We start from the raw sequence: 14187 nt of genomic DNA, 5'->3' as shown, positions 1-14187 counted from the left end.
CTCGCAGGGACAGATCCAGAACTTCTTTTCGATTTCCTCCTGCTTGTCCTCGAAGAACATGCAGGGGCAGAGCGGCTTCCCGACCTCGTCCACGTTCTTGGCGAGGCCGATCACGAGGAACTCCGTGATCTCGGGCTGGGGGTGGAGGAACGTGCCTGACTTCTGTGCGAAGTTCTCCACGAACTTCTGCATCTTGGCGAGCGTCTCCGGCTTCGCGACGGCGCGGTCTGCGTCTGACGGCTGGTCGAGCGTCACGATGCCCCCTTCGAGCCTGTCCAGTCTCGCCGCGACCGGCGGCCCTCGCAAGTGATGACACCACCTGGAAGGGTGACCCAGTGACCGCAGCCCCCCCCGTCCGCGAGATCGCGATCGCCATCGTCGGTGGCGGCCCGGCGGGCCTTGCCGCCGGCCTCTACGCCGCGCGCGCCCTTCGTTCGACCGTGATGTTCGAGGGCGGCGTGCTCGGCGGGCAGATCGCGACGACGGACGCGGTCGAAAACTATCCGGGCTTCCCGGACGGGGTGAACGGCCTGGACCTCTCCATCGCCATGCAGCAGCAGGCGGAGCGCTTCGGGATGGAGACGGTCTACGCGCGCGTTGCCGGCATCCGTCGCGCGGAGGATGGGCGCTTCGCGTTGAGCACGGAGGGCGCGGGTGACTTCCTCGCGCGGGCCGTCATCTACACGGCGGGCGCGGAGTACAACAAGCTTGGCGTCCCGCGCGAGAGCGAATTGACCGGACGTGGCGTCTCCTACTGCGCCACCTGCGACGCGGCGTTCTTCAAAGACGCCGATGTGGCTGTGGTCGGCCCGGGCGAGTCGGCCGCCGACGCCGCGCTCGAGCTCGCCACACTCGGTGCCCGCGTTACCCTCATCTCGCTCCAGACGCCCAAGGTGCCCGAGGCGATGATGGAGCGCGTGACCTCGGCGCCGAACATCGCGCTGCTTACCGGCTTCAAGGTCACCGAGATCGTGGGCGACACCCGGGTGACCGGCGTGAAGGTGATGAACCCCAAGGAGGGAACCGAGCAGACGGTTCCCGTGACCGGCATCTTCATCGAGAGCGGTTCGATCGCGGTCTCCGAGTTCACCGCCGGACTCGTGGAGATGAACGAGAAGGGCGAGATCGTCATCGACAACCGTGGTGCCACGAGCGCAGCGGGGATCTACGCGGCCGGCGACGTCACCGACACGCCGGGGAAGCAGATCATCATCGCGGCGGGCGAAGGCGCCCGGGCGGCGATGGCGCTCTCGCGCGACCTCAAGCGCCGCTAGGGACCCGCGAGGCTAGGAGCGGAGAGTCGGCAACGGCGGCGATGCGGTGAGCAGCGAGTGCACGCCGGCGCGGTCGTGCGTATGCGTGAGGATGAAGGTGGCCATCGCATCGGCGATCCACTGCTCCATCGCCCGTGCGGCATACCGTTCGCGGTGCTGGATGGACGTACGCGCGTAGGCGTCATAGCCATCGGCCGTGAGCGAGACCACCTGGAGGCGCCGCAGCTCCGCGAGGATCACCTCCACCTGCTCGCCCGACCCGTACGACCTGCTGCCGCCGAGGTCCACCTGCGAGGGCGGCAGCACCACAGGTCCCGCCGCGCGGTACTCGGGCGAGGCCTGGCCGACGAACGCGGGGGTGGTGGTCTCCACGAACGCATACCGCGTGCCCCGGAAGTTGGCGCCATCACTCGCGACACCGAGCGCCACATGACGCTGCGTGGGAAAGACCCACAGCACGGTCTCGTATCCCTCGTGGGCGAGCAGGCTCGCCAGCAGCAGGCTCTTGTCGGTGCACACGCCGCGGCCCTGCACGAGCACCTCGGCGGCGAGCATCGTCTCCTCGTCCGGATCGCCGTACGGGATGGCCTGCACGGCCGCCACCATCAGCTCGAGGTACTCGTCGGAGTCGAGCGAACGCTCGGCGCGGATGCGCCGGAACTCGGTCACCAGACGCTCGACCACCGGACTGTCGGCCTGCGCACCCACGACCTCGGCGACGTAGCGCTCGCGCAGCCATCCGTCCGAGCCGAAGATCGCCGATGTCGGTACCCGGTCCGCCGCGACCAGTTCGGCCTCGTCGACCTCCACGCTCACCATGCAGCGGCTCTCCTGGAAGGGGAAGCTCCACGCGCACTCGACGGTGCGCCCGGAAGACTCGGCGGCGAGCGCGGCGTCAAGCGCGGCGCTGAAGGCGAGGAAGCGCGCATACCCGACGAGGTTGGCGACGAGGAGCGCGACCACGAGCAGGCCGCACACTACCCCAAGCCCGTAGCGGATCGGGCTTCGGCGCGCACGTGTCGCGAGCGTTGCTGCCATGGCAACCTGCCGGGTGAGGTGTCACCGGACACCTAAGCGTATACCCGCCCGGCAGGGGCGCTGCAACTAGCGAGCCAGCGTGCCGGTGTACGGGCTGCTCAGAATCTGCACCATCGCTTCGTCGATCGAGTCGGTGATGCGCATCAGATCGATATCGGCCGGCGTGATCGTTCCCTCGGCCACCATGCGCTGCTGGAAGAAGTCCACCATCGGACCCCAGAAGTCTGCGCCGAGCGCGATAACCGGGAAGTCGTCGATCTTGTCGGTCTGTATGAGCACGAGCGTCTCGAAGATCTCGTCGAGCGTACCGAAGCCTCCGGGGCATGCGACGAACGCCGAGGAGTACTTCACCATGATCACCTTGCGCACGAAGAAGTGCTCGAACTCCATGAAGCGGTCGATGTACGGATTGGGATCCTGCTCGTGCGGCAAACGGATGTTGGCGCCGATCGACAGGCCGCCGGCCTCCTTGCAGCCGCGGTTGGCCGCCTCCATGATCCCCGGCCCGCCGCCGGTCATCACGCCAAAGCCAGCCTCGCCGAGCGCGCGGCCCATCTCGCGGGCCTGCTCGTAATAGCGGTCGCCTTCGCGGAAGCGCGCCGAGCCGAAGACGGTCACGATCGGCCTGTCGCTCTGCATGAACTCGAACCCACGCAGTATCTCGAGGAAGATGCGCACGGCGCCTTCGACGTCGCCGTATCGCCCATGCTTGCCGGCGAGGAAGTCAGCTTCGGCGCCGCGGACCATCTCAAGCAGCGAGTCGTCGTACGCCCGGTGGTTGCTTGGTTCGTCTGTCACTGATGCCTCCCGGCGATATGGCTTGTTCGGACGCGCGCCGCAAGCGCAGTCGCGATATTGGACGCGAGACGGACATTCGACCACACCAGCGCTTTGTTCGACGCCTCGCTCGCTCCTCCTGTGAGCTCGTGGATCCGGGCGAGCAGGACCGGGGTGATCGCTTTGCCCCGGACGCCGCTCTCGCGCACCTCGGCGAGTGCGGCAGCGATGATCTCCTCGATCTCCACCGGGTCGAGCGCGTACTCCTCAGGGATCGGATTGGCCACGAGCACGCCGCCATGAAGGCCGGTCTCCCACTTGGCCTGTAGCACGGCCGCGATGTCGTCCGGCGTCTCGAAGCGCGCGTCCACGCCGAAGCCGCTGTCGCGCGTATAGAAGGCCGGGAACGCGTCGGTCTGATAGCCGAGCACCGGCACGCCGCGCGTCTCGAGGTACTCGAGCGTGAGCCCGATGTCGAGCACCGCCTTGGCGCCGGCCGAGACCACCGCGAGGCTCGTGCGCCTGAGCTCCTCGAGGTCTGCCGAGACGTCGAACGAGCGCTCGGCACCTCGGTGGACGCCGCCGATGCCGCCGGTGGCGAACACGCTGATGCCCGCCATCGCTGCGACCGCCATCGTGCCGGCCACCGTGGTCGCCCCGTCGGAGCCGGTCGCCAGGAGCATCGGCAGGTCGCGACGGCTCGCCTTCGGCGTGTCGCGATTGGAGCCGAGCCGCTCGATCTCGCCTTCGCTCAGTCCCACGGCGAGCTGCCCGCCGATGACGCCGATCGTCGCCGGCACCACGCCCTCCTCGCGGGCGATGCGCTCGCACTCCCGGGCCGAGTCGACGTTTGCCGGGTACGGGAAGCCGTGCGAGATGATCGTAGACTCGAGCGCGATGACCGGACGACCGGCATCGAGCGCTTCCTTCACTTCATCGGTGATCCTGAGATGCGGCCTCATCGGGAATCCGCCTCCATCCGTACGCGCACCGCTTCCGCGGTCATTTCCTCACTCACGGTCCGCTCGCTCTCCAGGGCGATCGCCGACATCGCGCTCGCCCACTCGGCGGTCTGCCGTAGCGTCATGCCAGTCGCAATCCCCCAGGCCACACCCGCCGTGAAGGCGTCTCCTGCGCCGGTCGCGTTCGCCACGCTCGCGGGAAAGGCAGGCACGGCGAAGGACCCCGAGGCCGAAGCGCACCACACGCCACCCGCCCCCATCGTCACGAAGACGCGCTCCGCGCCGGTCAACAGAAGCCGGTTGGCAGCCCCCTCGGCTCCGGCAGCACCGGAGAGCTCCTCGGCCTCCCGAAGGTTGCCCTTGAAGGCCGCGAGTCTGCCGAGCACGGGGATGGTCTTGGGCGCTTTGGCGGTAGAGACGGGATCGAGCACGAGCGGGATATCGCCCGCCAGCTCGGCGATGCGGGCGATGGTCGAGCCGTGGAGGTTGGTGTCGAACACCACGGCGTCGGCTCCCTCGAACGCGGCCGGGTCGAGCGCATCCGGCGTCAGCACGTCGAGCGCGCGCATGTCGTTCACGGCGGCGGCCAGGTCGCCGGTGCCGTCGAGCACGGCCACATACCGGCAGCCGGGGATACCTGTAGCCTGAACGCTGAACGAGGTGTCCATGCCGTCAGCTTCGCACTCGGCAGCCAGCCACGTGGCCTCCTCGTCATCACCGAATGCGGTCACGAGCCGCACCTCGGCGCCGATGCGGGCGAGGTTCTCCGCCACGTTGCGCCCCACCCCACCCGGACTGCGCCGGACGTGACCGGGGTTGGAGTCGCGCAGGGCGAAGCGGCCTTCAGGAATGCCGACGAGGTCGGCGTTCGCGCCGCCGACGACGGTGATGAGCGGTCTGCGCGCAGCAGTCGTCATGTGCGCAGCGTCGCCAGCAGACGCCGGGGATCGGCGAGCAGCTGCAGGGCGAACTCGATCGAGGGCACGGTGACGTCGGCGGCCTCGAGCGCTGCTCGCGAGGCACCCTCCGGTCCGATCACGCAGATGCCGACCGCGGATGCCTTCAGCACGAGCGCGTCGTTCGCGCCGTTGCCGATGGCCACCACTGAGTCGGCCCCGAGCTCCTGAACGAGCGCGAGCTTGTCGCCCGCCTCCCAGCCCGAGGCGATGATGTGGACGTCGATGCCGAGACGCTCGCCGAGGGCCTTCGCCGTCCCGTGGGTGTCGGCCGTGATCGCGACCGGGTGCAGCACCCCGGCAAGCGCAGCGATTCCTTCGGCCACGCCGGGCAGCAGCTCACCGCCGCCCGCGATCGTGCCGTTCACGTCGAGCACGAGATGCTCGAGGGCGAGCGCTCCATAGCCGGGGATATCCAGTGCGAGCATGCGCGCTCCTCTCGGTCAACCATCATCTGCGTGTCTGCAGATAAGGGTACCCGAAGACGGGTCAGGGGAGCGCCGAGAGCAGCACGGCAACAACCGCTATCGCAACGCCGACCTTCTGCCACGCGTGCAGGCGTTCGCCGAGGAAGACCCGCGCGAGGGTCACCACCACCACGGGGAACAGCGATCCGAGCACCGAGGCGATCGCAAGCGGGCCGAGGCGGATGGCGGTGAGCATAGTGATGTTGGCGAGCGCGTCGGTGAGACCGGCGCCGAGCGTGGGCGCGAGCGCCGTGCGGTCGACGGGAAATCCGCGTCCGAAGCGCAGCGCGAGCAACACTGAGACCACGATGGACACCACGCGCGCGGCGAGCACCGGCGTGAGGCCACTCTCGGCAGCCGTGAACGAGAATGCGATGAACGCGCCGGAGAAACCCACGCCCGAGAGCATTGCGAGTCCGAGCGCGCGCCTCGGACGGTACTCGCGCGCGGGTTCGTGCAACTGCTCGTCGGGAGCGATGCTCACGATCACGATCGCCACGAGCGCAAGCGCGATCCCGGCGATCGTGAGCGGTGAGAGCGAGGTCCCGGTCGCGAGGTCGTAGATCGCCGGCAACGACGCCGAGAGCGCGGCCGAGACCGGCGCCACGATGCTCATGCGGCCCACCGCAAGCGCGCCGAAGAGCGAGATCACACCCACCACGCCGGCGAGGCCTGAGACGGCCCCCCACGCGAGATCGGCCGTGGTGGGATGCGCTGTGGGAAGCAGCAGCACGGCCACGGTCATCAGCACGATCGAGAGCAGGTGAGACGTGCCGGTGACCGCGTACGCGGAATCGCGCCGCGTAGCGACGCCGCCGAGGAAGTCGCCCACGCCGAAGAGCAACGAGGTCGAGAGCGCGAGGATGACGGTTGCAGTCATGCAGCTGAGGATACCCCAGCGCTCCCGCGCCGGATCGAAGTTACCGCGCCGGGATGCCCAGCCGCCGGAGCAATTTGGCTTCCGGCACCCCATCGGCGGTCCAACCACGCTGGTGATAGTAGTCAGCCTTCAGCCGCTCAAGCGGCACCACGCTCGTCGGGTCCGCCGGGTCCTGCGGCTCCTCGAGCAGACGCGTGGGCAGCGTATCGCCGAGCGCACCACCGTTGCCGAAGCGCAGGCCTAAGACGCGCTCGAGGTTGTACGCGCGCTCGCCCACCGACCAGAAGCCGCCGAAGCGGTAGCGCTCGCCCGTGACGAGCTCGAGTGCGCGGATGTGCGGCACGAGCGGCATCGGGATGCCGAGCAGACCGCGCGGCAACACGCGCAGCAGATGCATCACGCCGCCCGCGTAGGAGAACACACGCGCCACGGCCGCGCCGAGTCCGCGCTCCGGATGCTCGACAAGCGCGCCGGGAAACACGCCGAGCGTGGTGAACAGGCACACTCCGGAAGCAGACACGACCTCGAGCAGGTCCTGGAAGAACGCGGTGAGAGCCGCCTTGCTCCTCGGCGAGCGGCCGTCCATGCGGAGCGCAAGGCCCTCGAGTGCCACGGCGTAGCCGGCGTTCAGGTGGCAGCCGCCGCGGTTGCTCACCGCGTAGCCGAGTCCCTGGCCGACCGCACCGCGCGGCTCGTAGGCCGCAAGCTCGAGCCCCTTCACGTTCATGGCAAAGTCCTCGCCACCGTAGCGCTTCGCGAGCGCGCGCGAACCTTCGGCAAGCTCATCACCCAGCCCGCGACGGTACGCGATGTCTTCGAAGAGTACCGCCAGGCCGTCGGTCTGGCCGAACGCGAGGCCGTTGTCCCACAGGCCCTTCTCGGCTGCCTCCATCGCGTAGGAGAGCGTGACGCCGGTCGACATCGTGTCGAGCCCGAGTTCGTCGAGCTGCACGTTCCACTCGATGATGCGGTCGAGATCCGGGTTCTCGAGGTTGGCGCCGAGCAGCACGAGCGTTTCGAGCTCGGGCCCCTTCACGCGGCGACCCTCGAGCTCAACCACCCGCGCGCAGCGGATCGGGCACGACAGGCAGCCCGCGTTGGCGACCAGCCTGCGCTCGGCGAGTGCGCGCCCGTCGATCTCGGCGGCGTGCTGGTAGCGTCCGGCCTTGAAGTTGCGCGTGGCCACGATGCCGAGTTCCTGCATCGGCTCGAGGAAGCCGGCTGTGCCGAGTGCCGGGAGCGACCCACCCGCGATCGGGTGGCTCTTGAGCGAAGCGATCCACTTCTTGAGGTGCTGCCGGTACTTCTCGGGATGTGCGACCTCGACCGTGCGCTCGCCCCACGCCGCGATGCCCTTCACGTTCTTCGCGCCGAGCACCGCTCCCATCCCTGCGCGACCCGCTGCCCGCTCACCCGAGAGCACGCTCGCGTAGAGCACCCGGTTCTCTCCCGCAGGTCCGATCACCATCGTTCCGCAGCGCGCATCGATTGCCGATGCCATCGCCTCCTGCGCCTCGGTGGTGCGCATCCCCCAGATGCCGTCCGCATCGTGGAATACCACGCCCGCCTCGCTGACCTCGAGCCAGACCGGCGAGCCCGCGGTGCCTTCGATCACGAGCGCATCGACGCCCGCCTTCTTGAGGTACGTCCCGAACGGCCCGCCGCAGTTGGACGAGGCAATCAGCCCCGTGAGCGGCGAGCGTGCCGAGATGTCGAACCGCGCACTCGACGGCGCGCCCGTGCCGGTGAGCGGCCCGGTGGCGATCACCATGACGTTCTCCGGCCCGAGCGGGTCCGTCTCCGCAGTGAGCACGTCCGCAAGAATGCGCGCCGCCATCGACTTGCCGCCGAGCCAGGTGCGGCGGTCATCGGCACTCCACGGGTAGTCGCTCACCTCGCGCGAGGTGAGGTCGATGCGCAGCACGCGACCCATCCAGCCGCAGACGCCGGAAGCGTCCGCCGTGCTCACAGCGCGGCCTTCAGGATCTCCACGACTTCTTCGTAGGTGGGCTGCTTCGGGTTCATCGACATGGCGCCGTCGTTGAGCGCAGCCTTCGCGATATCCGGGACCTGCTCGGGCAGCACGCCGGCTTCGGTCAGCGTCAGGGGCAGCCCGGCCTGCTCGTGGTGCGCGCGCATCATCGCGCGCACCGCCTCGATCGCCGCAGCCGGACGCTCCTCGCGCGGCGTGGATGCATACACCTCGGCGCCCGCAAGATTGAGGAGCAGCTCGCCGTAGCGGTCGCCCGCGCAGCCGAGATTGAACTCCATGCCGTGCGGCAGCAGGATCGCCATCGCGTCGCCATGGGGTACGCCGGCCACTCCGCCGGTAGCGTGCCCGATCGCGTGCACGATGCCCACCATCGCGTTGCTGAACGCCGCACCGGCGAGCAACGCCGCGTTGGCGAGCGCAAGGCGCACCTTGGGGTCCTTCGAGTCAGTCATCACCTTCGGCAGGTACTCGCGGATGAGATCGATCGCCGCACGGGAGTAGCCGTCGGAGAGTGGGTTGGCCTGCACGCAGCTGAACGACTCCACGGCGTGCGTGAGCGCGTCCATCGCAGTGGATGCGGTGAGCCGAAGTGGCAGGCCGGTCGTCATCCGCGGGTCGAGAATGGCCACATCCGGCAGAAGCGAAAGCGAGGTGAAGCCCATCTTCACGTGCCGCTCGGTATCCTTGATGACCGCCGCCGAGGTGACCTCCGAGCCGGTCCCGGCCGTGGTGGGAATCGCGATGAACGCGATTGCACGCCGGCCCATCAGGCTCTCGGCTCCGCGGTAGTCCATGAGGTCCTCGGCGCCGTGCGTGAGGACGATCGTCGCGCCCTTGGCAGTGTCGAGCACCGAGCCACCGCCCACGGCCACGATCGCGTCCGCGCCCGTCTCCCGGTACACGCGGGCCACATCGTTCACGACCGCAACCGAGCTGTCCACCGGCACGTCGTCGTAGACGGCGACCACCTCGGCCTCGGTGTCTTTGAGCGCGTCGAGCACCACGGTGGCGACCTTGAGCTCGAGCAGCTGCTTGTTGGTGAGCACGAGCGGCTTGCTGGCGCCGAGCGCGGCGAGCTCGTAGCCGATGTGCTCGAGCGCCTTGCTGCCGGAGACGATCTTTGCCGAGTTGCAGAACTCGTAGTAGTCGGGGATCACGAGGTGGCTCCTTCCAGTGACGCGGTGCGGAAGACGAGGAAGAGGTAGGCCTTCGCGTGACTCACGTGTCGTTTGGCGGGGTGCGGCAGGATGCGACGCGTCATCACGTCCGGGAACAGGTAGCCCTCCACGATGTGCAGACAGCGCACGAGCGACATCGCCGCGGCGAGGTCACCGCGAACGGTCGCCCGATGCTCGGCGAACGAGCCCAGCACCGCCTTCATGCCGAGGAGCAGCGGCACCGCGTCATCGACGCTCTTGAAAGTCACGAGGAGATCCGACGTCACTTCGGCACCGCCGAGGTACGACAGCACCCCGCCTGCGGTGCGCCACGAGACCTGCGGGCCGAACGGCGCGATCCTGAGCGTCACCACGGCACCGTCCGGCCATGTGCGCACCTCGTCCCGCACCCGCGGATCGAGCCTCGCGCAGGCCACCAGCCCGCGGCCGAGCACCGAGTAGACCACCGCGGCGAGCGCCTTGCGCCCCCGCTTCGTACGCCATCCGCTTGCCCCCATGAGCGCCTCCTCGGACGATGCATGACCCCGCCCATCGTATCGCTTCAGCGAGCCGACCGAAGATAATCTGTCGGAGGGCTTGACCCTCACGTTACGTGAGGGTTTATGCTCCGCTGCGGAGGTGATCGGAATGACCAGAACGACGGGTGTCGCCGCAGACGAACTCCTCACGGTGAGCGAGGTCTCTCGCCTGGCAGGTGTGAGCGTGCGCGCTCTGCACCACTACGACGAGCTCGGGCTGCTCGTGCCCTCGGCACGCACCGAGGCGGGCTACCGCCTCTATGGCAGGGACGACCTCGACCGCCTGCAGGAGATCCTGCTCTTCCGCGAGCTCGAGATCCCGCTTGACGACATCGGGGTGCTCCTCGCCGGGGGCGCGTTCGACCGCCGTGCCGCGCTCGAGCTGCAGCGCGAGATGCTCACGCAGAAATCGGCCCGCACCGCCGCACTCATCACCTCGGTGGAGCGCGCGATCAACGCAGAAAGGACAGGTGTACGCATGACGAAGGAAGAGACGTTCGAGGTCTTCGGCGACTTCGACCCGGCCGAGTATGAAGACGAGGTGAAGGAGCGCTGGAGCGACACCGACGCCTACAAGGAGTCGGCGCGGCGCACGGCGCGCTACACCAGGGCCGATTGGGAGCGGTTCAAGGCCGAGAACCAGCAGATCGGCACGGACACGGCGGCGCTGATGGACGCGGGCGTGGCGGCAAGCGACCCGCGCGCGATGGACCTGGCCGAGGCGGCCCGCCTGCAGATCGACACCTGGTTCTATGCGTGCTCGCACAAGATGCACGTGAACCTGGCCGAGATGTACATCGCGGACCCGCGCTTCACGGCCACGTACGAGAAGATCCACGCGGGCATGGCGCAGTACTGGCACGACGCGATTCTTGCGAACGCCGCGCGGCAGTAGTCTCGCGGACACGTTGCGGCCTTCGGGCGGGTGCTCCTAGAGTGCCCGCCCAAGCGCGTAGCCAGCTGCGACGCCTGCGAGCGCAGCTCCCACGCTGCCGAGCACGTACCCCGCTGCCGGCCCCCAAGAACCGTGCTGGGCGAGTGAGAGCGCTTCAAACGAGAACGTCGAGAATGTGGTGAAGCCACCGAGCACACCCACGCCGAGGAACAGCCGCCACTGCTCAGCGGCGTCACCTTCGGGCAGCAGGGCCATCAGCAGCCCAAGGGCGAAGGCGCCGAGCACGTTCACGCCGAGCGTGTGCCAGGGGAAGGCTCCGGACTCAGAGCGCGCAAACAGCAGAGTCGCCCCGTAGCGCAGCGATGCGCCGATGGCTCCGCCCGCCGCAACCCCGATCCATCCGTTCATCGCCAGCTCCTCTCACGGCCGCGTCCACGCTAGCACACGACACATCCTCTGAGACAAGAAGAGCGGCCCCTATTGGGGCCGCTCCCTGTGGTGTCATGTTGAGCCGAAGGCTATGCCTTGCGAACGTTGCTCGCCTGCATCTTGCCATTCTGGCCGGCGGTGACGTCAAACTCGACAGCCGCACCCTCATCGAGGGTCTTGAAGCCATCGCCCTGGATCTCGGAGAAGTGGACGAACAGATCGTCGCCATCCTCACGCGAGATGAAGCCGTAGCCCTTGTCCGGATTGAACCACTTGACGGTACCCTGTGCCATGAAACCCATCCTCTCGCCCCGTAGGGCAAAACAGTTGCGGCGCGACTCGTCCCCCGCGAGCCCGCGGGTGTCACGCCGCAGATCCAAAGGGCCGCCTCTGGCCCCGCAAAAAGTGTACGCGACGATTCGGCAACGCGCTAGTGTAGGGCCAACACGCTGCCCCGGCACGGCCTCTGCTAGAATCCGTGCTCGTGCGTCACCGTCCGGCAGCGGCGATACGTCATCGCGCCGAACGACTCCGACGAAAGGTCCCGCCGCATGTCCGATCTCCCCCGTCGCGCGCTCGATGCGGCTCGGTCCCGCTGGTTCGTGAAGGGCGCGTTCCTCGCCCTCTTCGTCTGGCTCGCATTCCGCCTGCTGGCTTTCGCTGCATGGGCCCGCGGCGAAGGGCCGTACGTGCCGAGGCCGGAAGCGGTTGCGGGCATCCTCCCCGTTGGCCACTTCACGAGTTTCTTCGGCTGGATCAAGGGCGGAGGCTGGGACACGCTGCTGCCTGCGGGGCTCGTGATCATCCTCGGCGCGCTTGCCACCTCGCTCCTGTTCAAGCGCGGCTTCTGCGGCTGGATCTGCCCGGTCGGCACGGTGTGGGAGAGCGCCGCGGCGATCGGCAGACGCCTCCTCGGCGGCAAGAACGTCCCGCTGCCGAAGTGGCTCGACCTCGCCGGCCGGGGCCTGCGCTACCTGCTCGGCTTCGGCTTCTTCGCATTCGTGGGGCTGGTGTCCGTCTCGGAGGCGGTCGGCTTCCGCGAGCTGCCGTACATGTGGGTGGCGGACATCAAGATCATCGAAGGATTCGGCCACCCGCTCTTCATCATCGTGGGGCTGCTGGCCTTCGTGCTGTCCATGCTGTTCGGACCGGTGTGGTGCCGCTATGCCTGCCCGTTGGGCGCGCTCTACTCGGTCGTGGGCATGGCGTCGCCGTGCGCCGTGACGCGCAACGCCGAGACGTGCATCGACTGCTCGCGCTGCACGAAGTCGTGCCATGCGCTCGTCGACGTGCAGCACGCGAGTACCGTCCGCGCGCCCGAGTGCGACGGCTGCATGGACTGCGTGAGGGTGTGCCCCGTCGACGGCTGTCTTCAGGCCAAGGTGGCCGGTCGAGTGCGCATCGCGCCGTGGGTATGGCCGCTGCTCGTGGTGATACTGTGGTTCGGGATCATCGGCGCGGCGAAGCTCACCGGCAACTGGGACACGACGATCCCGGATGATGTGTTCAGGCAGGTCATCGGCTCGGGCCTGCTCGAGCAGCAAACGCCGATGGCGCCCCAGCAGTAGTAGCTGGAGCACGCCGTCGCAGGTAGGCTCGGCAGGGAGCGGATTTCTGGGGGGAGTGCCTATGTCAGCCGAGGAAGTCGTCCGCGCGCACCTCGTCATCAGCGGGCGCGTCCAGCGCGTCTACTTTCGCCAGAGCACCGCCGATGAGGCACGATCGCTCGGCCTCGCGGGCTGGGTGCGTAACGCCGGCGAGGACGTGGAGGCCGTCTTCGAGGGACCACGGGCCGCAGTCGAGCGGCTGATCGCCTGGTGTCACGAGGGACCACCACGAGCGTCGGTCGAACGCGTGGACGTCCGGTGGAGCGAACCCGAGGAGACCAGCGGCTTCAGCATGAGGTGAGACTCGAGTACGAGGTCTCCCCTCGTCAGCTCAGTGAGACGCCGGTCGAGACCATGTAGACCAGCACGGGAAGCATCGCATCGAGCGCAAAGTGCGCCGCCATCATGTACGGCAAGACGGTCGGACGGCGGTGCACCAAGTAGCCGGTCCACACCGCGAACGGCAGGAACTTCACCGCAAGCCACAGGTCATATCGCCAGTCGAGCTGGAAGCTGAAGAACATGTGCTGCACCGAGAGCACCGAGGCGACCAGCAGGATCGTGAGCCATGCGCTCATCCCGCGGGCGCGCAGCCGCGGCGCGACGTAGCCCCAGTACAGCGGCAGCTCGGCGAAGGCGTGGATGGTGGGCATGAGGACGAACAACGGATAGACCGCAAGCAGGGGGAGCGGCTGGAACAGCATATCGTTGGGGAATGCGGCATCTCCCCACAGGGCCTTCGCGAGTGCCAGGCCGGGGGCTTGTGCCACGACCGCTGTGACCACCAGACCGAGGACCAGCCAGAGCAAGTCGCCCTTCCACGAGGCACGGTTCACGAAGTACAGGTCTCGCAGCCGAAGCCCTTCGGCATGGGCGAACCGGCGCATCAGTACCACGGTCAGGACGTTGGTGATGGTCACGAACCACAGCCACCAGGCAGCAGACTCGAGTACCGCATCGGCACTCCCGCGCGCGGCGAAGATCCCCGCCACGGTAAGCAGCAGCGTGAAAGAGACAAAGGACCGAAGGGCGAGCATGATCCATACCCGCCTCGCGGGGATCGTGCCGTTGCGCACGAGCGGCTCGAGTTGCCGCGGTGCGTTCGGCAGCGCAGCAGCGTCGTACATGGAGACCCCCTGTTGTCGGTCGACGTGCTCTGCCGGACACGACCACGCCTCCGCATAGCGTAGCCGCACAGCTGGACCCGTGGAAG

Annotated in this window: 17 protein-coding genes; 4 read left to right on the top strand and 13 right to left on the bottom strand. The window is 68.2% G+C overall.

Annotation, left to right across the window (positions count from 1 at the left end; all coding sequences use genetic code 11):
- Positions 1 to 255, bottom strand: a 255-nt coding sequence (locus tag Q7W51_02550; protein ID MDO8847254.1) for a ferredoxin-thioredoxin reductase catalytic domain-containing protein, incomplete at its 3' end; no start/stop codon positions are given.
- An 80-nt stretch (positions 256 to 335) separates the two neighbouring features.
- Between Q7W51_02550 and Q7W51_02545 the strand changes: the two genes are divergently transcribed.
- Positions 336 to 1274, top strand: a complete 939-nt coding sequence (locus tag Q7W51_02545) for an FAD-dependent oxidoreductase (protein ID MDO8847253.1) — start codon at positions 336 to 338, stop codon at positions 1272 to 1274.
- Positions 1275 to 1286: 12 nt separating this feature from the next.
- Here the strand turns inward: Q7W51_02545 and Q7W51_02540 are convergent, their stop codons facing one another.
- The 9 genes from Q7W51_02540 to Q7W51_02500 all read right to left on the bottom strand — a co-directional run bounded on the left by Q7W51_02540 (position 1287) and on the right by Q7W51_02500 (position 10022).
- Positions 1287 to 2312, bottom strand: a complete 1026-nt coding sequence (locus Q7W51_02540; protein ID MDO8847252.1) for a hypothetical protein — start codon at positions 2310 to 2312, stop codon at positions 1287 to 1289.
- 66 nt (positions 2313 to 2378) lie between these two features.
- The gene (locus tag Q7W51_02535) at positions 2379 to 3110 is read right to left on the bottom strand and encodes a TIGR00730 family Rossman fold protein (GenBank protein ID MDO8847251.1); all 732 of its coding nucleotides are present in this window, start codon (positions 3108 to 3110) and stop codon (positions 2379 to 2381) included.
- Positions 3107 to 4051 (bottom strand): pseudouridine-5'-phosphate glycosidase, encoded by a 945-nt coding sequence (locus tag Q7W51_02530; GenBank protein MDO8847250.1) that lies wholly within the window; start codon positions 4049 to 4051, stop codon positions 3107 to 3109. Before Q7W51_02530 ends, Q7W51_02535 begins: the two co-directional genes overlap by 4 nt.
- The gene (locus tag Q7W51_02525) at positions 4048 to 4968 is read right to left on the bottom strand and encodes a carbohydrate kinase family protein (GenBank protein ID MDO8847249.1); all 921 of its coding nucleotides are present in this window, start codon (positions 4966 to 4968) and stop codon (positions 4048 to 4050) included. Before Q7W51_02525 ends, Q7W51_02530 begins: the two co-directional genes overlap by 4 nt.
- Entirely contained in the window at positions 4965 to 5435 is a 471-nt protein-coding gene (locus Q7W51_02520; protein ID MDO8847248.1) for an HAD family hydrolase, read from the bottom strand. The genes Q7W51_02525 and Q7W51_02520 overlap by 4 nt, the downstream gene beginning before the upstream one ends.
- Before the next feature lie 61 nt (positions 5436 to 5496).
- Entirely contained in the window at positions 5497 to 6354 is an 858-nt protein-coding gene (locus Q7W51_02515) for a GRP family sugar transporter (GenBank protein MDO8847247.1), read from the bottom strand.
- 40 nt (positions 6355 to 6394) lie between these two features.
- Positions 6395 to 8323: an aldehyde ferredoxin oxidoreductase family protein gene (locus Q7W51_02510; protein MDO8847246.1), complete on the bottom strand. Its 1929-nt coding sequence runs from the start codon at positions 8321 to 8323 to the stop codon at positions 6395 to 6397.
- On the bottom strand, positions 8320 to 9504 hold the full coding sequence (locus Q7W51_02505; protein MDO8847245.1) for an iron-containing alcohol dehydrogenase: 1185 nt from the start codon (positions 9502 to 9504) through the stop codon (positions 8320 to 8322). Before Q7W51_02505 ends, Q7W51_02510 begins: the two co-directional genes overlap by 4 nt.
- Positions 9501 to 10022 (bottom strand): hypothetical protein, encoded by a 522-nt coding sequence (locus Q7W51_02500; GenBank protein ID MDO8847244.1) that lies wholly within the window; start codon positions 10020 to 10022, stop codon positions 9501 to 9503. Before Q7W51_02500 ends, Q7W51_02505 begins: the two co-directional genes overlap by 4 nt.
- A gap of 130 nt (positions 10023 to 10152) precedes the next feature.
- Here Q7W51_02500 and Q7W51_02495 point away from each other — a divergent pair, with 130 nt between their 5' ends.
- Positions 10153 to 10938 carry a MerR family transcriptional regulator gene (locus Q7W51_02495; GenBank protein MDO8847243.1) on the top strand — a complete coding sequence of 262 codons (786 nt, stop codon included), beginning with the start codon at positions 10153 to 10155 and terminating at the stop codon, positions 10936 to 10938.
- A 36-nt stretch (positions 10939 to 10974) separates the two neighbouring features.
- Here Q7W51_02495 and crcB read toward each other — a convergent pair whose 3' ends face one another.
- Positions 10975 to 11346, bottom strand: a complete 372-nt coding sequence (crcB, locus tag Q7W51_02490; protein ID MDO8847242.1) for a fluoride efflux transporter CrcB — start codon at positions 11344 to 11346, stop codon at positions 10975 to 10977.
- A 110-nt stretch (positions 11347 to 11456) separates the two neighbouring features.
- A complete protein-coding gene (locus Q7W51_02485; GenBank protein MDO8847241.1) occupies positions 11457 to 11660 on the bottom strand; it encodes a cold-shock protein in 204 nt (67 codons plus the stop codon).
- A gap of 258 nt (positions 11661 to 11918) precedes the next feature.
- On the opposite strand from Q7W51_02485, the gene Q7W51_02480 reads away from it, so the two are divergent.
- Complete coding sequence (locus Q7W51_02480; GenBank protein ID MDO8847240.1) at positions 11919 to 12935, top strand: 4Fe-4S binding protein; 1017 nt, start codon at positions 11919 to 11921, stop codon at positions 12933 to 12935.
- 61 nt (positions 12936 to 12996) lie between these two features.
- Positions 12997 to 13275: an acylphosphatase gene (locus Q7W51_02475; GenBank protein MDO8847239.1), complete on the top strand. Its 279-nt coding sequence runs from the start codon at positions 12997 to 12999 to the stop codon at positions 13273 to 13275.
- 25 nt (positions 13276 to 13300) lie between these two features.
- Here Q7W51_02475 and Q7W51_02470 read toward each other — a convergent pair whose 3' ends face one another.
- On the bottom strand, positions 13301 to 14101 hold the full coding sequence (locus Q7W51_02470; protein ID MDO8847238.1) for a hypothetical protein: 801 nt from the start codon (positions 14099 to 14101) through the stop codon (positions 13301 to 13303).
- Positions 14102 to 14187: the final 86 nt, after the last annotated feature.

The organism is Coriobacteriia bacterium, assembly GCA_030652115.1.
In the GTDB taxonomy this organism is placed as follows: domain Bacteria; phylum Actinomycetota; class Coriobacteriia; order Anaerosomatales; family Anaerosomataceae; genus UBA6100.
This window is presented reverse-complemented; position numbering and strand designations above follow the sequence as displayed.

Excerpts from the sequence above, each read along its gene's own strand:
- Q7W51_02475 (MDO8847239.1), top strand. The coding sequence starts at position 12,997 with ATGTCAGCCGAGGAAGTCGTCCGCGCGCACCTCGTCATCAGCGGGCGC.
- Q7W51_02540 (MDO8847252.1), bottom strand. The coding sequence starts at position 2,312 with ATGGCAGCAACGCTCGCGACACGTGCGCGCCGAAGCCCGATCCGCTAC.
- Q7W51_02525 (MDO8847249.1), bottom strand. The coding sequence starts at position 4,968 with ATGACGACTGCTGCGCGCAGACCGCTCATCACCGTCGTCGGCGGCGCG.
- Q7W51_02485 (MDO8847241.1), bottom strand. The coding sequence starts at position 11,660 with ATGGCACAGGGTACCGTCAAGTGGTTCAATCCGGACAAGGGCTACGGC.
- Q7W51_02495 (MDO8847243.1), top strand. The coding sequence starts at position 10,153 with ATGACCAGAACGACGGGTGTCGCCGCAGACGAACTCCTCACGGTGAGC.
- Q7W51_02520 (MDO8847248.1), bottom strand. The coding sequence starts at position 5,435 with ATGCTCGCACTGGATATCCCCGGCTATGGAGCGCTCGCCCTCGAGCAT.
- Q7W51_02500 (MDO8847244.1), bottom strand. The coding sequence starts at position 10,022 with ATGGGGGCAAGCGGATGGCGTACGAAGCGGGGGCGCAAGGCGCTCGCC.
- Q7W51_02515 (MDO8847247.1), bottom strand. The coding sequence starts at position 6,354 with ATGACTGCAACCGTCATCCTCGCGCTCTCGACCTCGTTGCTCTTCGGC.
- Q7W51_02530 (MDO8847250.1), bottom strand. The coding sequence starts at position 4,051 with ATGAGGCCGCATCTCAGGATCACCGATGAAGTGAAGGAAGCGCTCGAT.
- Q7W51_02470 (MDO8847238.1), bottom strand. The coding sequence starts at position 14,101 with ATGTACGACGCTGCTGCGCTGCCGAACGCACCGCGGCAACTCGAGCCG.
- crcB (MDO8847242.1), bottom strand. The coding sequence starts at position 11,346 with ATGAACGGATGGATCGGGGTTGCGGCGGGCGGAGCCATCGGCGCATCG.
- Q7W51_02480 (MDO8847240.1), top strand. The coding sequence starts at position 11,919 with ATGTCCGATCTCCCCCGTCGCGCGCTCGATGCGGCTCGGTCCCGCTGG.